The organism is Kangiella sp. TOML190 (assembly GCF_023706045.1).
In the GTDB taxonomy this organism is placed as follows: domain Bacteria; phylum Pseudomonadota; class Gammaproteobacteria; order Enterobacterales; family Kangiellaceae; genus Kangiella.
On the sequence record NZ_BQYL01000001.1, the window covers coordinates 2,050,027 to 2,066,822 of the forward strand.

The window sequence follows — 16,796 nt, forward strand, 5'->3', positions numbered from 1 at the left end:
TCTAACTAAAATAATTGGGGTTTGTTTTGGACTTTGTTGATTCCATTCATAGCTTTATTCTTACCATAGATTCTTTTTTAGGATCGGCGGGCTATTTTCCTTGGCTTTTATTAGGCACCGGTATATTTTTCACGCTGTATTTAGGCTTTCCGCAAATTCGTTATTTCGGTCAAGCCTCGCGCATTGTTCGCGGCAAATACACCAAGAAAGATGCACCAGGCGATACGTCACACTTTGCAGCTTTAACCACAGCGTTATCGGGCACCGTCGGTACCGGTAATATTGGCGGTGTTGCTTTAGCGGTTTATTTGGGTGGTCCTGCAGCTTTATTCTGGATGTGGGTTACCGCTTTTTTTGGGATGACTACCAAGTTTGTGGAAGTAACTTTATCCCATAAATACCGTGAAAAAACCGCCGATGGCACAATGGCTGGTGGCCCCATGTATTTCATGGAAAAGAAACTGAACATGAAATGGATGGCAGTATTTTTTGCCTTAGCCACCATTGTCAGCTCCATCGGTTCAGGCAATATGCCGCAAATCAACAACATCGCTTCGGGAGTTGAAGATAGTTTCGGGATCGACACCTGGATCACTGGCGCAGTGTTAGCGGTTATTTTGGCACTAGTAATTATTGGTGGTATTAAGCGTATCGCTAAATTGGCTGAGAAGGTTGTGCCTTTAATGGCTGCGGTTTATTTAGTCGGTGCTTTAGCGGTTATTATCTATAACTACGAAAATATCCTTCCTTCTTTTAGCGCTATTTTTAGCTCAGTCTTTAGCGGCTCAGCAGCGGTTGGCGGTTTTATGGGCGCGAGTATTGCTTATGCCTTTAACCGAGGCGTTAACCGAGGTCTTTTCTCGAACGAAGCAGGGCAAGGCTCCGCTCCGATTGCGCACGCCGCCGCCAAAGGTAAAGAACCAGCGTCAGAAGGTATGGTATCTTTATTAGAGCCGTTCATTGATACCATTATTATCTGTACCATCACCGGTTTAGTATTACTATCTTCGGGTGTTTGGGCTGAAAAACATCACAACGAATTTGATCGCGCTGATATGCAATTTTTAGTAGGTGACTATAGCGATAAAAATGATACCGATGTGCAAAAGCTGTTTAAACATTTGGATCGCAATCCGGCTAAAGAGGATGTAATTGGTAACTACACCGGCAGTATTTCAGTTAATGATGGCAAGGCTATATCCAATGGCTTCACGTTGATTAATGCACGCTCGGTAGCAGAGGATGTAACTTATTTAGATAAAGACGGTAATCCCATCACCGGCATTATCAATATTGAAAACGGCAGATTGGTCAACAACAATCTAAGCGTTGAAGGTAAGTCTTTGATCCACTCGGTTAAGCTAACGCAAGTTGCCTTTACCAAAGGTTACTTTGGCGATTACGGAAAGTATATCGTTACCATTGGTTTACTATTATTTGCTTTTACTACGGCGGTAGCTTGGTCTTATTACGGTGACCGTGCGGCAACTTACTTGTGGGGGCCTGCAGCAGTGATGCCATACCGTGTGGTTTATGTAGGACTTTTCTTCACTGGCGCGATTGTTGATGCTTCAATTGTTTGGGATCTGGCGCTGGTTACGGTGGCGCTAATGACCATCCCAAACTTGATAGGTATCTTATTGCTGCATAAAGACATGAAAAATACGGTCAAAGATTACTGGACTAACTTTAGAGCTAATCAATCAGGCTAACCCTAGTTTAGTTATAAAAAAGCCTGTTTAGACTTGTGGTCTGACCAGGCTTTTTTTATACTTAAGTTTCATACAGACGTTTTAATCAAGAGAAAACCATGAGTTATCAGATCCCCCATCAAGACATGATGTTCTTACTAAAAGAGGTGTTTAGCCTTAAGCAAAAATTTGAAGATATTGAGGATTTTGCTGAGTTTGATGAGGATCTGTATAGCGCTATATTAGAAGAGGCGGGTAAGTTTGCTGCTGGAGTCTTACAACCAATTAATCAATCCGGTGATGAAGAGGCTTGTCAGTTTGATAATGGCTTGGTGACTACTCCACAAGGGTTTAAAGAAGCCTATCAGGCCTTTGTGCAAGGCGGCTGGCAGTCGTTAACCGCTAGTCCAAATTATGGCGGCCAAGGCTTGCCAAAGGCGCTTCACGTCCTGGTGGAAGAGTCTTTCTATTCAACCAATACTTCTTTTTGTTTATACGGTAGCTTAACCGCTGGCGCTTATCATTTGCTGCAAGCGCACGCCGACGAGGAGCTTAAACAAACCTATTTACCCAAAATGATTTCCGGCGAATGGTCAGGCTCTATGTGTTTAACCGAAGCTCACGCAGGATCAGATTTAGGCTTACTAAAGACTAAAGCGCAGCCGCAAGCAGATGGTAGCTACAAAATTTCAGGCTCGAAAATTTTTATTACTGGTGGTGAGCATGATATGGCGGAGAATATTATTCATTTAGTATTAGCCCGCTTACCAGACGCTCCAGCAGGCCCTAAGGGTATTAGCTTGTTTTTAGTGCCAAAATTTAAGCTTGATTCAGATGGCGCTCTTGGCAACAGAAATGGAGTGATGTGCGGTTCTATCGAGCATAAAATGGGGATTAAAGCTTCTTCTACTTGTGTAATGAACTTTGATGACGCCGAAGGCTATTTGATTGGTGGCGAGCATCAGGGTTTAAGTTGTATGTTTACCATGATGAATCTTGAGCGACTTTCCATTGGGATCCAAGGTATCGGGCTTGGCGAAATGGCTTATCAGCAGGCAAATGCTTATGCCCACGATCGCCTGCAAGGACGAGTAAAAGACCTAGACGGTACTGCACCAATTATTAAGCATGGCGACGTGCAAAGAATGCTCAATCAAATGCAAGCCTTTAATCAAGCAGGGCGTGCCTTAGGTGTTTGGCTCGGCTCATATTTAGATATAGCCCATCATAGCCAGGATCCCGTAAAAGTTGCAGAAGCTAACGAAATGGCAGCCTTGTTAACGCCAATTGCCAAAGCCTTCTTTACGGATATGGGTTATGAGGTTTGCACTATTGGGCAGCAATGTTTTGGCGGGCATGGCTATGTTAAAGAGTGGGGCATGGAACAACACGTTCGCGATGCTCGAATTGCCCAAATTTACGAAGGCACTAATGGCATCCAAGCGCTAGATTTAATTGGCCGTAAGTTAGTGGCTAACCAAGGCTCTTATGTTAATTCATTGCTGGAAATAATTGGTAAGGATCTTGATAGTTTCGATAAATCCGAACAGAAGACCTTAGTTGAAGACAAACTGGTTGAATTTGCAGCCTTATCGAAATTAATTATCGAAAAAGCCGATGCGGATACACAACAACTTATTGCTTGCGACTATTTGCATTACAGCGCATTGGTGATTTACGGTTATCTATGGCTAAAAATGTCGCAGCCGCTAATCCTTTCGGGGCAGGAATCTAGTTTCGCTGAAAGCAAAACCAACTTAGCAACATTTTTCTTTAAACGCTTATTGCCAAAAACGTTAGGCTTAAAAGCGAGCATAGAGAATGAGCTCGGATAAAGGATTTATTGACAAACGCTTAATATCCCTCTAGCTCGATTTTCAATACCAGATCGGTGGTTTGCTGATCCTTTAGCATGCCGCCGAGAATATAAAACTCACCTTCAACTTTAAGCAAACCACGATGATCCATAGTCGCCGGAGTGTGTCTGCCAAGCTCTTGCCAAGTTGAATTGCTCAAGTCATAAGCAAACATCAAATCATTTGGTTGGCTTGGCACTCCATTGTAACCAATGCCATTAAAATTATAGGGATTATCGCTACCGCCTACAAAAACCACCTGATTTAAAGTGTTAATCCCAGCAGCGGCCATTCTATAACGAGCGGCTCCAGGATGTTCAGGCAATTTCTGCCAGCGGATTTTACGAAAATTATTTTCATCAATAACCCCGAGATAGCTTTCAGGGTTGATCCCATAATGACGTTTTCCATTAATGACTTTTAGCACTTTAACTCCATCGGCAATCACCATTTGATTGCCAACCATTCCCGCCGCGTGACCGAAGACGGGCGCTCCAGGGTAGGGCGTTGCTTGGTGCCAGCTCATATCTTTAGTATCTAAAACCTGAACCAAACTAACATTACCATTGTTATGCCAGCCGCTTACTAAGTAGATATAACGATTTTGATAAACTAGGGCGACAGAATCATCCACGGGCGTTGGCATTTGCGTGACTAATTGATAAGTTTCTGCTCGAGGAGCAAAACGATAGACTTGCGGGGTTGAGACTTCGGTGTGATCTTGCGCGACCGTATAGCCACCAAAAATATAGATTTGATTGCTAACGGTTGCAGCTATTGAGGCAAGCCGGCCAGAGCTTCCTGGTACTGGTGGAAGCTCCTTTGACTCTGCTGTTAGTGGATTGACAGCAAATGCATTGGAGCTCACATCGCGCCAGCTTTTGCCCTGCATAAGACCATTAAAAGAATAGAGCCAAGCTTCTCTATTGCCTTTTTGATCCGTCCTGTAAGCAACTGCGACTGCATTATTACTAATCGGTGATGCTAACTTAAGGCTGTTGGATAAGTCTTTTTGTTTATAACTGCAACTGAGCAGTACCAAACTCACGACGTAAATAGCGAATATTAATAGGTTTTTTCTCATTGGTTTTCCAGTTTTATAGCAAGCTAGAAAGGCTAGATAGTGCCCATACTAACGAAAAACTGCTAGTTTTAAACAAAACCCCTGAAAAAAGTATGAAAAACCGGCTAAAACCTTGAGCAGTTTGTGAATATATGGTGATATTAGCGATTGGGGTAATCATACAAATTAACGATAAAGAGAAGTAATATGGCAACGTCTCGTGGACAATTTAATACGCGGATCGGTTTTATTCTGGCAGCGGCGGGTTCGGCCGTTGGCTTAGGCAATATTTGGAAGTTTCCGTTTGAGGTCGGCCAAGGCGGCGGCGCGGCTTTCGTGGTTTTATATCTAACCTTCTGCTTTATGCTGTGCTTTCCCGTCATGGTTTCGGAAATTGCGATTGGTCGTAAAACTCAGCTGAATCCAGTTGGTGCCTTTAAAAAACTCGGCCATGGCAACTGGTCCATTATTGGCCTTTTAGGGATTATTGCCGGTGTTTTAATTTTATCTTTTTATAACGTGGTTGCCGGCTGGGCATTTGGCTATTTTGTTGAAATTGTCCAGGGCAATTTCGGCATAGGCGAGCAGTTTCCAGAGTATATCCAACAGATTTTTAAAGTTGGCGCTTACGGCATTATATTCATGACGGTTACTGCCTTTATTGTGTCTAAAGGTATTGCTGGCGGTATCGAAAAAGCCTCTAAAATCTTGATGCCAACCTTGTTTATTATGATTATCGGCTTGATTGCTTATTCCTTAACGCTTGATGGCGCGATGGAAGGGATTAAGTTTTATTTAGTTCCGGATTTTTCTGAGATTAATGGCGAAGTAGTTTATTCTGCGCTTGGCCAAGCTTTCTTCTCCTTATCCTTGGGTATGGGGGCCTTAATTACCTACGGCTCTTACGTTTCTAAGCAACAAAATATCGTTCGCTCCGCTGCTTTAATTACCCTAACTGACGTTTCCATTGCTTTCCTAGCGGGTTTGATGATTTTCCCATTCGTAGCTTATTTAAGTAATGGCAGCATGGAAGGGGTTGCAGGTGGCCCTGGTTTGATTTTTATGACCTTACCCGGCGTGTTTGAGAGTTTGGGGCCAACTCTAGGCGTAGTGATCGGCTCGGTGTTCTTTTTGTTATTATCCTTTGCCGCGCTAACTTCTACCGTTTCATTGTTGGAAGTGCCGGTAGCCTATTTAGTGGATGAGAAAAAAATTAAGCGTCCCTACGCCGTATGGGGCATGGCTTTGTTTATCTTTGTTATTGGCATTCCATCATTGCTTGGTAACGGTTATGTTGAAAGCCTAACTTCCTTTATGGAGATCCATAAAGAGGGCGAGTGGCAAACCAAGGGCTTTATGGACTTTGTTGAGTTAATCGCGAGTGATACCTTTTTACCGATTGGTGGCGCTTTGATTTCGATTTTCGTAGCTTACGTTTGGAAAACCAATAATCTTAACGAAGAAATCGCAATTGGTCGTGAAAACGCTATTCCGTTAGTGACCAAATACATTAACTTTGCGGTCAGCTTCATTTGTCCAGTGATATTAGGCGCCATCGCCATTACCACGATTTTAGACCGATTCTTTGGCGTTCAAATTTTCTAATTGGGGAAAGCATGATAACTAAATTAAAACCTTTAACCTTAGCAGCGCTTATTAGCGCTGTTATTGTTTCCTGCTCTGAGCAAAAAGAAGAGCAACATGATAAAGACAAGCCTTTTGCCAGTCGCTATCAAGCACAAGAGTACGCACCTGTTTTTATTAAAAATGCCACCGTATTAACCGCCACTGGCGAGCAGATTGATAATGGCTCTGTGTATTTTAAAGACGGCAAAATTGTTGAGGTTGGCGAAGATTTATCCGAGCCCGGTGATGATGATTTATTGGTGATAGATGCCGATGGTAAGTGGGTTACTCCAGGAATTATTGATGTCCACTCGCATTTGGGGGTTTATCCAGCCCCAGGCGTGCAAACCAGTGCCGATGGCAATGAAATGACCGCGCCCGTTACTGCCGAAGTTTGGGCGGAACATTCGGTCTGGCCACAAGATCCGCAGTTTAGCTTAGCGCTAGCCGGCGGCGTCACTTCTATGCAAATTTTGCCCGGTTCGGCCAATTTGGTTGGCGGTCGCGGTGTGACCTTGAAAAATGTGCTCGGGCGCACTGTGATGGATATGAAATTCCCTAATGCGCCACACGGCATGAAGATGGCTTGCGGGGAAAATCCTAAACGGGTTTACGGCTCAAAAGGGCGCGCACCTGCGACTCGAATGGGCAATGTGGCTGGCTATCGAGCTTCTTGGATTAAGGCGCAAGACTATAAAAAACAGTGGGATGCCTACAATAAGTCTGTTGAAAACGGCAAACCCGGTAAAAAGCCAAAGCGCGATTTACAAATGGAGACCTTGATGGGGGTTTTGAATGGCGAAATTTTAGTCCATAACCACTGCTATCGAGCCGATGAAATGGCGGTAATGCTGGATATTGCTAAAGAGTTTGGCTATAAGGTTTCGACCTTCCACCACGCCATAGAGTCCTACAAAATTGCAGATCTATTAGCGGAAAACGAAGTTTGTTCGGCGATGTGGTCTGATTGGTGGGGCTTTAAACAGGAAGCTTACGATACGGTTGCTGAAAATGTTGCCTTAGTTGATAAAGCCGGGGCTTGTGCAGTGGTTCATTCCGACTCAGCCGTTGGTATTCAGCACTTAAACAAAGATGCCGCTAAGGCGATGACATCCGGCAATAAAATGGGACTCGATATTAAACCAAAAGATGCAATCAAATGGATCACCATTAATGCCGCCAAATCTTTAGGCGTTGAGGAACACACGGGATCCTTAGAAGCCGGCAAAATGGCCGATCTGGTCATTTGGGACGGCAATCCTTTCAGTGTTTACGCTAAAGCAGAAAAAGTTTTTATTGATGGCGCTTTAAAATATGATCGCGATGATAAAACGGTTCAACCCAGCAGTGATTTCGATTTAGGCGTCTTAAAACCTCAGGAGAACCGACTATGAAAATGCTCTCTATGAAAGTACTCTCTAAGAAAATCCTGATAAGTTTGGTGATAATCGTCTGCCCAGTGTTAGCCAGCTCGCTGGCGGCGCAAACTTTATTGATTAAGAATGCTAAGGTGCACACTCTAAGCTCGCAAGGGACTTTAAACAATGCGGACATATTAATCGAAGATGGCCTTATCAAGTCCCTAGGAAAAAACATTAACTCACGCGCGGATAACACTATTGATGCACAAGGCAAAGAGGTAACGCCTGGAATTTTTGCGGTAGCTAACAGCATTGGCTTGGTCGAAATTGATGCTTTGAATCAAACCATGGATGCCGTGACTGCAGACGAGTTGACGGGCGCTAGCTTTAGTCTTGAAGAAGCCTTTAATCCGAACTCTACCTTAGTTCCGCACAATAGGGCTCAAGGCGTGACTCGAACGCTTATCAGCCCAGCTTATGGCAATGGTCATTTGCTGTTTGGTCAGGGTGCGATCATGAGTCTGAGTGGAGATTACCATCCGGTAATTGCAAAGAGTGTGGCAATTTTTGGTAGCTTCGGTGAAAGAGCCTCTAACCAAGCCGGTGGTTCGCGCGCAACGGCTCTAAAGCAGCTGCAAACTTTATTCGATGAAAGCCGCGAATACGCCGATAACTATCAAGCTATTTTAGCCGGCGAATACCGTGAATTGAATCACTCGATTGATGATTTGAAAGCTATGCAAGCAGTGATCGAGCGTAAAACGCCGGTGGTTTTTAATGTCAATCGCGCCAGCGATATTATGCTTTTATTGCGTTTTGCTAAGAAAAACAGTATTCGAATTATTTTAAAAGGCGCGGCCGAAGCTTGGATGGTGGCCAGAGACATTGCGCGCGCTAATGTGCCCGTGATGCTCGACCCGATGAATAATATTCCGGCTAGCTTTGAATCACTAGGACAACGCATTGATCAGGCCGCTTTGCTGCATAAAGCAGGCGTGGACTTGATTTTCCTTGGTCAAGGTTTCCAAAACACTCATAACGCGCATACGGTTCGTCATTCAGCGGGCACCGCGGTAAGTTACGGTTTGCCTTACGATGTGGCGTTAAAAGCCTTTACCGTGACCCCGGCGCGGATTTTTGGTGGCGCTGAGTCTTATGGCAAGATCATGCCTGGTTATACGGCTGAATTGGTCATCTGGGACGGCGACCCATTAGAAGTAACGACCAGTGCAGAAGAAGTGATTCTGGCCGGTAAACTAGTCGATAAAACCACCAAAGCTAGTCGCTTGCGCGAGCGCTACCAAGATATTTCAACCGAAAAAAATACTGCTTACAGAAAATAAGGATTAATCTATGGTCGATTCACAAAGTCGTCAGCCGAGTATCGCGCAAGCCTTACTGCCGATCTTAACTTTGATTGGGCTGTTGTTTTTATCGGTTCGACTATACGGAGCCGATTCTTCCTATGGTGCAAACCAAATTGCTTTAATTATAGCGGCGGCCATTGCCATTATCGTTGGTTTGGTTAACGGTCAAACTTGGAAAGAGCTTGAGAAAGGCGTTGTTGATGGGATCAGTCTAGCGCTAGGCGCTATGTTAATTCTATTAATGGTTGGTGCTTTGATTGGCGCTTGGATTTTAGCCGGAACCGTACCTACCATGATCTATTATGGTCTGCAAATTCTATCGCCAGAATATTTTTATGTAGCTTCGACAGTAATTTGTGCAATCGTTTCGATTAGTATTGGTAGCTCTTGGACCACCGCAGGAACTATCGGCGTTAGTTTAATTGTGATTGCAGAAAGTTTGGGTTTGAGCTCCGCCATTACCGCGGGTGCTATTATTTCCGGCGCTTACTTTGGCGATAAAATGTCGCCGCTATCGGATACCACCAATTTGGCTCCGGCGGTTACCGGCACGGATTTATTCGTACACATTCGGCATATGATTTGGACGACGTTACCTTCGTTAATTATTGCGATGGTAATTTTTACCGTGATTGGTTTACGCCAACAACCCTCAGAAGCAGCCGTTGGCCTAGAAGAAGCGCTAAAGCTTTTGGATGAAAACTTCACTATCAGTCTTTGGTCGCTAGTGCCTTTGTTGGCGGTGTTTGTGATGGCTTTTAAAAAAGTTCCGGCGGTGGCCACGATTTTGATTGGCGCTTTATTGGGTGGGGTTTTCGCGGTAATACTGCAAGGCGAGTTGATCAAAAACTTTGTTGATAACGACAAACTTTCTACTGCGATGACTTACTTTGCTGGAGTTTGGAGTTCGCTTTTTTCAGGTTTTACCATTGAAACTGGTTCAGAAGACTTTGATAAATTGCTCAGTCGTGGCGGCATGTCAAGCATGCTCAATACTATTTGGCTTATTATCTGCGCCATGACCTTTGGTGCTGCAATGGAAAAAACTGGCTTACTGCAAAAGTTAGTCCATTCAATTATCGGTATGGCTAAATCAACCGGTTCTTTAGTGGCTTCGGTATTGCTCACCTGTATTGGCATGAACCTTATCGCTTCGGATCAATATATCGCTATTGTGCTGCCAGGGCGGATGTATCGCGCTGAGTTTAAGCGACGCGGCCTTGATGCTCGTAATCTATCCCGAACCTTAGAGGATGCAGGAACTATTACATCGCCGCTTATTCCGTGGAATACTTGTGGTGCTTATATGGCCGGAACTTTAGGCGTAGCCACTGGTGCTTATTGGATTTACTGCTTTTTTAACTTGATTAATCCGTTTATCTCTTTCCTATACGGTCTATTCAACTTCAAAATCACTAAAATGGACGATGCAAAAGCCTAAACTTATTTGGGTGCTAACGGCGCTGCTAATAGTTACAGGATTAGCGGCGCTTTTTTATTGGCAGCACCATTCAAAACAAGAAACTAGCTCGCTATGGCAGCCCGAGTCAGTACAGCCGTTTAAGCAGTGGTATCAAATCAACTGGCAAAAGCAGGCAGTGGGTTGGGCTAGCATCGAATTGCTTAAGGGTGATAAGCACATTAGCATTATCGAAGAAGATTTGATCGAGGGCAGGGTGCAAGGACAAAGACTCAAGTTTCAATTTAAGCGTCGATTGAACTTTGCTAAGAAAGCGCCCTATAATCTAGTATCTGGTCAGATTTATTCCAACGAACCGCAGTTGCTAATTGAGAAAAACTTTCAAAATCATAAGCAACTGCTGGTCGATATCAAGCGCAATACTCGAAGCGAGCAAAAAAAATTAAAAGCCGTTAAATATAGCTTAAATGATTATTTCCGTGTCAGACAATTTATCGAACAAGCTCCTCTGGAAAATGATTTATTGATCGTTAAAGAACTTAACTCGGATGATTTTGGCTTGCATTATTCTCGATATCAAGTGCAGCAAGTAAAAAGTAACAACCAGCCGTATTTTCAACTGATCCATCAATTACAAAACTCTAACCAAGCAAATGATGCTTATCAGTCTGAAGCCGATTTTCAATTTTTTAGTGCCGATGGCGTTATGATTAAGAGGCAAAGGGCCAACGGCATTAGTTTTGTAGCAAGCGAAGGCAAAGTGAGTCTAAACCCTGAAATGCAGCGTGATTTGTATTTAGGCTCAGGGATACTGATCGATAAACCGCTTGGCGATCCGCGAAAAGTCAAGTCGCTGGAGCTTTCCTTAAACGGCGCTGATATTAAAATCTTACAAGGGCACCCAGCGCTAACTATTGACAATAGCCGATTGGTTAATGACGCAGGACAACAGTATCCAGCGCCACAAGCAGTGTTGCAAGCAACTAGTCATCGAAAAATTGCAAGTATCGCTCGTGCAAAGGTTGAAACACTCAAGGGTGGGCAAGCTAAAACCAAAAGGTTGCTAGAATTTGTGCATAACTATTTAACCTACAAAGTTCTACCAGCGAGCTTTAATCTTGACGATATTCTGGTTAATCGAATCGGAGATTGCACCGAGCACGCCTTGCTACTGACAGAAATGCTCAATTCGGTAGGTATTCCTGCGCGTGAAGTGAGCGGCCTTATCTATCTTGGCGACGACAAGCAGCGTTTTGGCGGTCATGTCTGGGTTGAGGCTTATTTTGACGGTAAATGGCACGGTATCGATCCGACCTGGAACCTTTTTGAATTAACTGCGACCCATATACCGCTTGCCATTGGCTCTGAAAAGAGTCCTAAAATCTTATCAAAAGCATCACAACTGAGTTTTCGTCTCGAAAAAGTTGATTATATACCGTAAGAGCCACGCTAATCAGCATAAACCAAGATCAATTTCCACTTTAACTTAATTATTTAAACTATTGATTTTATTGGCTTAAAATCATTGCTTTGAATTTAATCAGCTAAATTAAAGCAAAATATGAAAAAGCGGGAACTTTTTGTTGAATTTACACTCATAATAATTGAAGGAAGCGGAGAAGTTTCCCCTCTCTATATGCAATAGCATGCTTTTCTGCTTTCTTGGTTGTCATTGTCACTTCTCTTTTGAGTTATTATTCCTCAGCTGGGTCACATAAGTGACCCATTTTTTATGCGTGATAAAACCTTCCAAGGAATTATCTGGCATAATCAGTTTATCTTTCAGTAGCTTAGCACTATAATCCGATAAGAATTTTTGGTGGCATTGTTATGCAATTTACCTTCGATAGAGAATACCAACTCCAAGTTAAACAAAAAAAAATCTCCGTTATCGAGTGGGGCGATCCTGACCTTCCAGCGGTTTTGTGCATGCACGGTTGGCTCGATAACGCCGCCAGCTTTCACTATCTAGCGCCTTATCTGAAACATAAATACCGTTTAATTGCTTTTGAAGTCCCCGGGCATGGCCAATCAGAACACCTTTCTGTAGATGCAGATTACCAATTTGTTTCCGGTTTATCGACCATTGACGCGGTGCTCAATACTTTAAATATTGAGCAGTGCCAAGTAATAGGACATTCGATGGGTGGCGCTTTGGCGCTATTATACGCTGGGGTGGTTAGCGATCGCTTTAGTAAATTGGCGCTGATAGACTCTCTCGGCGCGCTAACAACGCCAGCACAAGATACGGTCAAGCAATTAAGCGAAGCGATTGAAGATCGTCGAAAAGTGCGTGGGAATAAACGCTATTTCCCGGATCTCGAGTCTGCCGCCAAAGCGCGTGAGCAAGTGAGCGAGCTTGATTGGCAAACCCTCTACCCGCTGATTGAAAGAGGTGTAATGCGCACTTTGAAAGGGTTTCAGTGGTCTAGCGATGCCCGCTTAAAACAAGCTTCTTGGTTGCGCATGACAGAAGAACAACATGACGCTATATTACAACAAGTGAAAGCGAAAGTTTTGCTGCTGATGGCGAAATCTGGGTTAATACGTCAATTTCCTTATCAGCGACGCTTAGCTAATATAGCTGATCACGAATTGATAGAAGTTGAAGGCGGCCATCATTTTCATATGCAATACCCTGAAGAAACCGCTCATTTAATCCAGCAGTTTTTAGACTAAAAATTAATAACAGTAGGTACCTCAATGGAAGCCGTTTGGTTCAAAAATTATCCTTCTCAAGTAGAGCAATCAATCGATTTATCTCAATACCAAAACCTTGGTGACATTTTGCAAGAGAGCACTGAGCAGTATCCAGATAATCCTGCCGTATCCAATTTAGGGATAACTTTGAGCTATAAAGAACTGGATCAAAAATCAGAACAGTTCGCCGCTTACTTGCAACAAGAATTGGGCATGCAAAAGGGTGACAAGCTAGCGTTGATGATGCCGAACTTGTTGCAATATCCGATTGCGCTATACGGAGCTTTAAAATTAGGCATCGTTATCGTTAATGTGAATCCGCTGTACACTCCGCGAGAGTTAAAACACCAACTGACTGATAGCGGCGCTGACGCAATTTTAATTTTAGAAAATTTTGCGAATACTTTGGATGAAGTGATCGATGAAGTTAATTTGAAGCATGTCATATTAACCAAGGTTGGTGATGCTTGCCCCCAACCCAAGCGTTTTATCGTCAACTTTGTGGTTAAGCACCTCAAAAAAATGGTGCCAAGCCATAAGGTTTCTGGCATTTCTTTTGTTGATGCCTTAAAAAAGGGTGCCACGCTAACCTTTAAACCTGTTACCGTAACCCAAGATGACATCGCATTTTTACAATATACCGGCGGCACCACTGGGGTATCGAAAGGCGCTATTTTAAGTCACAAAAACATGGTGGCCAATTTGCTGCAAACCGATGCTTGGATGCGACCATTTTTAAAGTTAGGCCAAGAAACCATTATTACCGCATTGCCGCTGTACCATATTTTTTCGCTCACCGTGAATTGTCTGTTATTTTCAAAGGCGGGCGGTCATAGCATCCTGATCACTAATCCTCGTGACATGAAGGACTTTTGTAAAACCTTAAAACAGTATCCTTTTACCATCATCACTGGCGTTAACACTTTGTTTAATGGTTTAGCCAATACTGCTGACTTTAAAGCATTGGATTTCAGCCAACTGCGATTGGCGATCGGCGGTGGCATGGCGGTACAGCAGTCGGTGTCTGATTTATGGCAAAAGGTGACAGGTGTTCCAATTTTAGAAGGTTATGGATTGACAGAAACATCTCCTGTTGTCAGCATGAATCCATTAAATGCAGGCAAGTATAGTGGAACTATTGGTTTGCCAGTTCCGAATACGGATGTTGAGATACGTGATGATAATTTGCAATCACTTGGGTTTAACGAAGCTGGCGAACTTTGGATTAAAGGACCTCAGGTCATGGAAGGCTACCTCAATCGACCTGAAGAGACCGCAAAGGTTTTGGATAAAGATGGCTGGTTAGCCACTGGCGATATGGCAACCATCGATCAAGAAGGCTACCTAAGAATCGTTGATCGTAAAAAAGACATGATTTTAGTGTCGGGTTTTAACGTCTACCCCAATGAAATTGAAGATGTGATTGCTTTGCATCCTGGGGTGCTCGAGGTTGCAGCCATTGGTGAACCCGACGAAGTAAAAGGTGAGGTGGTTAAGATTTGTGTGGTGAAAAAAGATCCTAACTTGGATGAAGAAGAACTGATTGCCCACTGCCGTGACCATTTAACCGGTTATAAGATCCCCAAAGTCGTGGAATTTTATGATGAATTACCTAAGTCAAATGTAGGAAAAATATTGCGGAAAGAGCTAAGAAAGTAAGGAAACTCGTTGGAGAATTTTAAATTACAAGAGCACGGAGAGTCGCTCAAGGTCAAATTTATTCGTAACGTCGCTAATTTGTCGGAACTGGCAGAGCAGTGGTTGCAGCAAGAAGTTATTGCGGTAGATACAGAATTTGATCGAACCAATACCTATTTTCATAATTTGGCGTTAATTCAGCTGTATGATGGCAATAAGGTTTATCTGATTGATCCATTGGAACTGCAGGATCTTTCGCCACTCAAAGCCGTGTTTGCATCCAAAACACTGATCAAAACCCTGCATAGTTGTAGCGAAGATCTGGAAGCGCTTTTCAATAGTTACCAATTTAGTTTTAATTCGGTTTTCGATACCCAAATCGCAGCTTCTTTTGCGGGTTTTGGCTTAACTTTAGGCTATTCAAACTTAGTTGACATTACCCAAGGGCTGACTTTAGACAAGCAACAGACTCAAACCGATTGGCTGCAAAGACCGCTTAGCCAAGAGCAACTCACTTATGCGGCGCAAGATGTGCAATTTCTACTCCCAGCTTATTATCAATTACGCGACAAACTATTAATTGCGGGGCATTTTGATTTCGTTATTCAGGACGCGCAAAGCGTCTTTGAAGCGGTATCCTGTCCGGAAAATTTTGATGCCTACTATATTCGAGTTAAGGGCGCCTTTAAACTAAACGCAAAACAATTAAATCGGCTTAAGCTAATTGTTAGCTGGCGCGAACAACTGGCTCGATTAAACAATATCCCTAAAACGTTTATCTTTCGCGATCATCAGCTGGTCGAAATATGCCTTAAAGCCCAACCAAAAACCTCAGATCTGCTCGCCGTAGGCTGCCATAGAGCGAGTATTCGGCGCTATGGTAGCGAACTGCTGGCGCTTATCGAACAAGCAGATAAAATGCCGCCCGATGAATACCCAGAGCCTATTATTGCGTTTCACAAACTCCCGCAAGCTAAACCGATAGTAAAGCAGCTCAAACAAAAAGCCGCTATAATAGCAGAGCAAGAATCCATTCCAGCTGGAGTTTTGGTCAATAATCGTTTGCTGGAATATTATGTGTCATTAAAATTGAAAAAGCCCAATCGGCCTAATCGTTTTTGGAATAAATGGCGAAAATCTTTATTAAGCGAAGCGTTTGAGGCGACTTGCTCTGAACTGGCCTCAAGTTAGTTTAAAACCAGTTATAGCCTCTTTAAATGATAGGCGAGCAAAAGTTATAAAACTGAGAAAAGACTATGTTAAGTAGCATTTATAAAAGTGCAAAACGACCCGATACCTACCTTTATGTACCTTACCAAGCGGATTTGGCCGATTTGCCAGAAACGCTAATGGCGATGTGGGGAGAACCAGAGTTAGTGATGCACCTTGATTTGGATAAAAAACACAAGTTAGCCTTGGCTGATATTAACGAAGTAAAATCCAAGTTAAACGAGGAGGGGTATTATCTGCAAATGCCACCTTCAGAAGAGGATTTGAGTCGGCTAATTCAATCTGCTAATAAGTCTAAATCGTAAGCTTAGTTGAAATGGCTGCATTCTGGCTCGATACACCAATGGATCAAATGACTGCCCAACAGTGGGAGTCATTATGTGATGGCTGCGCAAAATGTTGTCGTATGCAGTTTGTGGATGAAGAGGAAGAACTCTTGATGCAAACGGACGTAGTTTGCTATCTGCTGGATGAATCTTCATTGCAATGTACCGATTATGCTAACCGAACGAGTTTGGTTCCCGATTGCATGCAGATCAGTCCTGAGAATATTAAAGAATTTTATTGGTTACCGGAAACTTGTGGTTATCGTCGGGTGGCTGCGGGAAAAGACTTGCCTGAATGGCATCACCTCAAGTCTGGCAGTCGCGAGCTTATTCATGAATTAGGCTTCAGCGTTAAAGGTAAGGTAACTCCTGAGCAGCTGCTAGCAGGTGAAGATATCGAGGACAGAATCATTTCCTGGATCCCAATCGAAGAGTAGTTTTTCTTGGTAATATCAAGCTGGCAAAGCACCATCTTGAATATAAATTAGCCAGTTTGAATAAATCTTAAAAAAACTCAA

Annotated in this window: 13 protein-coding genes; 12 read left to right on the top strand and 1 reads right to left on the bottom strand. The window is 43.3% G+C overall.

Annotated features, from left to right (window positions below; all coding sequences use genetic code 11):
- The first annotated feature begins 26 nt into the window (after positions 1-26).
- A complete protein-coding gene (locus NFS34_RS09785; protein ID WP_251359858.1) occupies positions 27-1,712 on the top strand; it encodes a sodium:alanine symporter family protein in 1,686 nt (561 codons plus the stop codon).
- 98 nt (positions 1,713-1,810) lie between these two features.
- Complete coding sequence (locus NFS34_RS09790) at positions 1,811-3,526, top strand: acyl-CoA dehydrogenase family protein (RefSeq protein ID WP_251359859.1); 1,716 nt, start codon at positions 1,811-1,813, stop codon at positions 3,524-3,526.
- 19 nt (positions 3,527-3,545) lie between these two features.
- Here the strand turns inward: NFS34_RS09790 and NFS34_RS09795 are convergent, their stop codons facing one another.
- Positions 3,546-4,631 carry a hypothetical protein gene (locus NFS34_RS09795; protein WP_251359860.1) on the bottom strand — a complete coding sequence of 362 codons (1,086 nt, stop codon included), beginning with the start codon at positions 4,629-4,631 and terminating at the stop codon, positions 3,546-3,548.
- 186 nt (positions 4,632-4,817) lie between these two features.
- Here NFS34_RS09795 and NFS34_RS09800 point away from each other — a divergent pair, with 186 nt between their 5' ends.
- The 10 genes from NFS34_RS09800 to NFS34_RS09845 all read left to right on the top strand — a co-directional run bounded on the left by NFS34_RS09800 (position 4,818) and on the right by NFS34_RS09845 (position 16,715).
- Positions 4,818-6,215: a sodium-dependent transporter gene (locus NFS34_RS09800; RefSeq protein WP_251359861.1), complete on the top strand. Its 1,398-nt coding sequence runs from the start codon at positions 4,818-4,820 to the stop codon at positions 6,213-6,215.
- Positions 6,216-6,226: 11 nt separating this feature from the next.
- Positions 6,227-7,630 (top strand): amidohydrolase, encoded by a 1,404-nt coding sequence (locus tag NFS34_RS09805; protein ID WP_251359862.1) that lies wholly within the window; start codon positions 6,227-6,229, stop codon positions 7,628-7,630.
- A complete protein-coding gene (locus NFS34_RS09810; RefSeq protein WP_251359863.1) occupies positions 7,627-8,940 on the top strand; it encodes an amidohydrolase family protein in 1,314 nt (437 codons plus the stop codon). Before NFS34_RS09805 ends, NFS34_RS09810 begins: the two co-directional genes overlap by 4 nt.
- A 10-nt stretch (positions 8,941-8,950) precedes the next feature.
- Positions 8,951-10,405: a Na+/H+ antiporter NhaC gene (gene nhaC / locus NFS34_RS09815; protein WP_251359864.1), complete on the top strand. Its 1,455-nt coding sequence runs from the start codon at positions 8,951-8,953 to the stop codon at positions 10,403-10,405.
- A complete protein-coding gene (locus NFS34_RS09820) occupies positions 10,392-11,825 on the top strand; it encodes a transglutaminase family protein (RefSeq protein ID WP_251359865.1) in 1,434 nt (477 codons plus the stop codon). Before nhaC ends, NFS34_RS09820 begins: the two co-directional genes overlap by 14 nt.
- Positions 11,826-12,214: 389 nt before the next feature.
- Entirely contained in the window at positions 12,215-13,063 is an 849-nt protein-coding gene (locus NFS34_RS09825) for an alpha/beta fold hydrolase (RefSeq protein ID WP_251359866.1), read from the top strand.
- A gap of 24 nt (positions 13,064-13,087) precedes the next feature.
- Positions 13,088-14,743: an AMP-binding protein gene (locus NFS34_RS09830; protein ID WP_251359867.1), complete on the top strand. Its 1,656-nt coding sequence runs from the start codon at positions 13,088-13,090 to the stop codon at positions 14,741-14,743.
- A gap of 9 nt (positions 14,744-14,752) precedes the next feature.
- Positions 14,753-15,913 carry a ribonuclease D gene (gene rnd, locus NFS34_RS09835; protein WP_251359868.1) on the top strand — a complete coding sequence of 387 codons (1,161 nt, stop codon included), beginning with the start codon at positions 14,753-14,755 and terminating at the stop codon, positions 15,911-15,913.
- Positions 15,914-15,978: 65 nt separating this feature from the next.
- Positions 15,979-16,257 (top strand): YcgL domain-containing protein, encoded by a 279-nt coding sequence (locus tag NFS34_RS09840; RefSeq protein WP_251359869.1) that lies wholly within the window; start codon positions 15,979-15,981, stop codon positions 16,255-16,257.
- Positions 16,258-16,268: 11 nt separating this feature from the next.
- Positions 16,269-16,715 carry a YcgN family cysteine cluster protein gene (locus tag NFS34_RS09845; RefSeq protein WP_251359870.1) on the top strand — a complete coding sequence of 149 codons (447 nt, stop codon included), beginning with the start codon at positions 16,269-16,271 and terminating at the stop codon, positions 16,713-16,715.
- Positions 16,716-16,796: the final 81 nt, after the last annotated feature.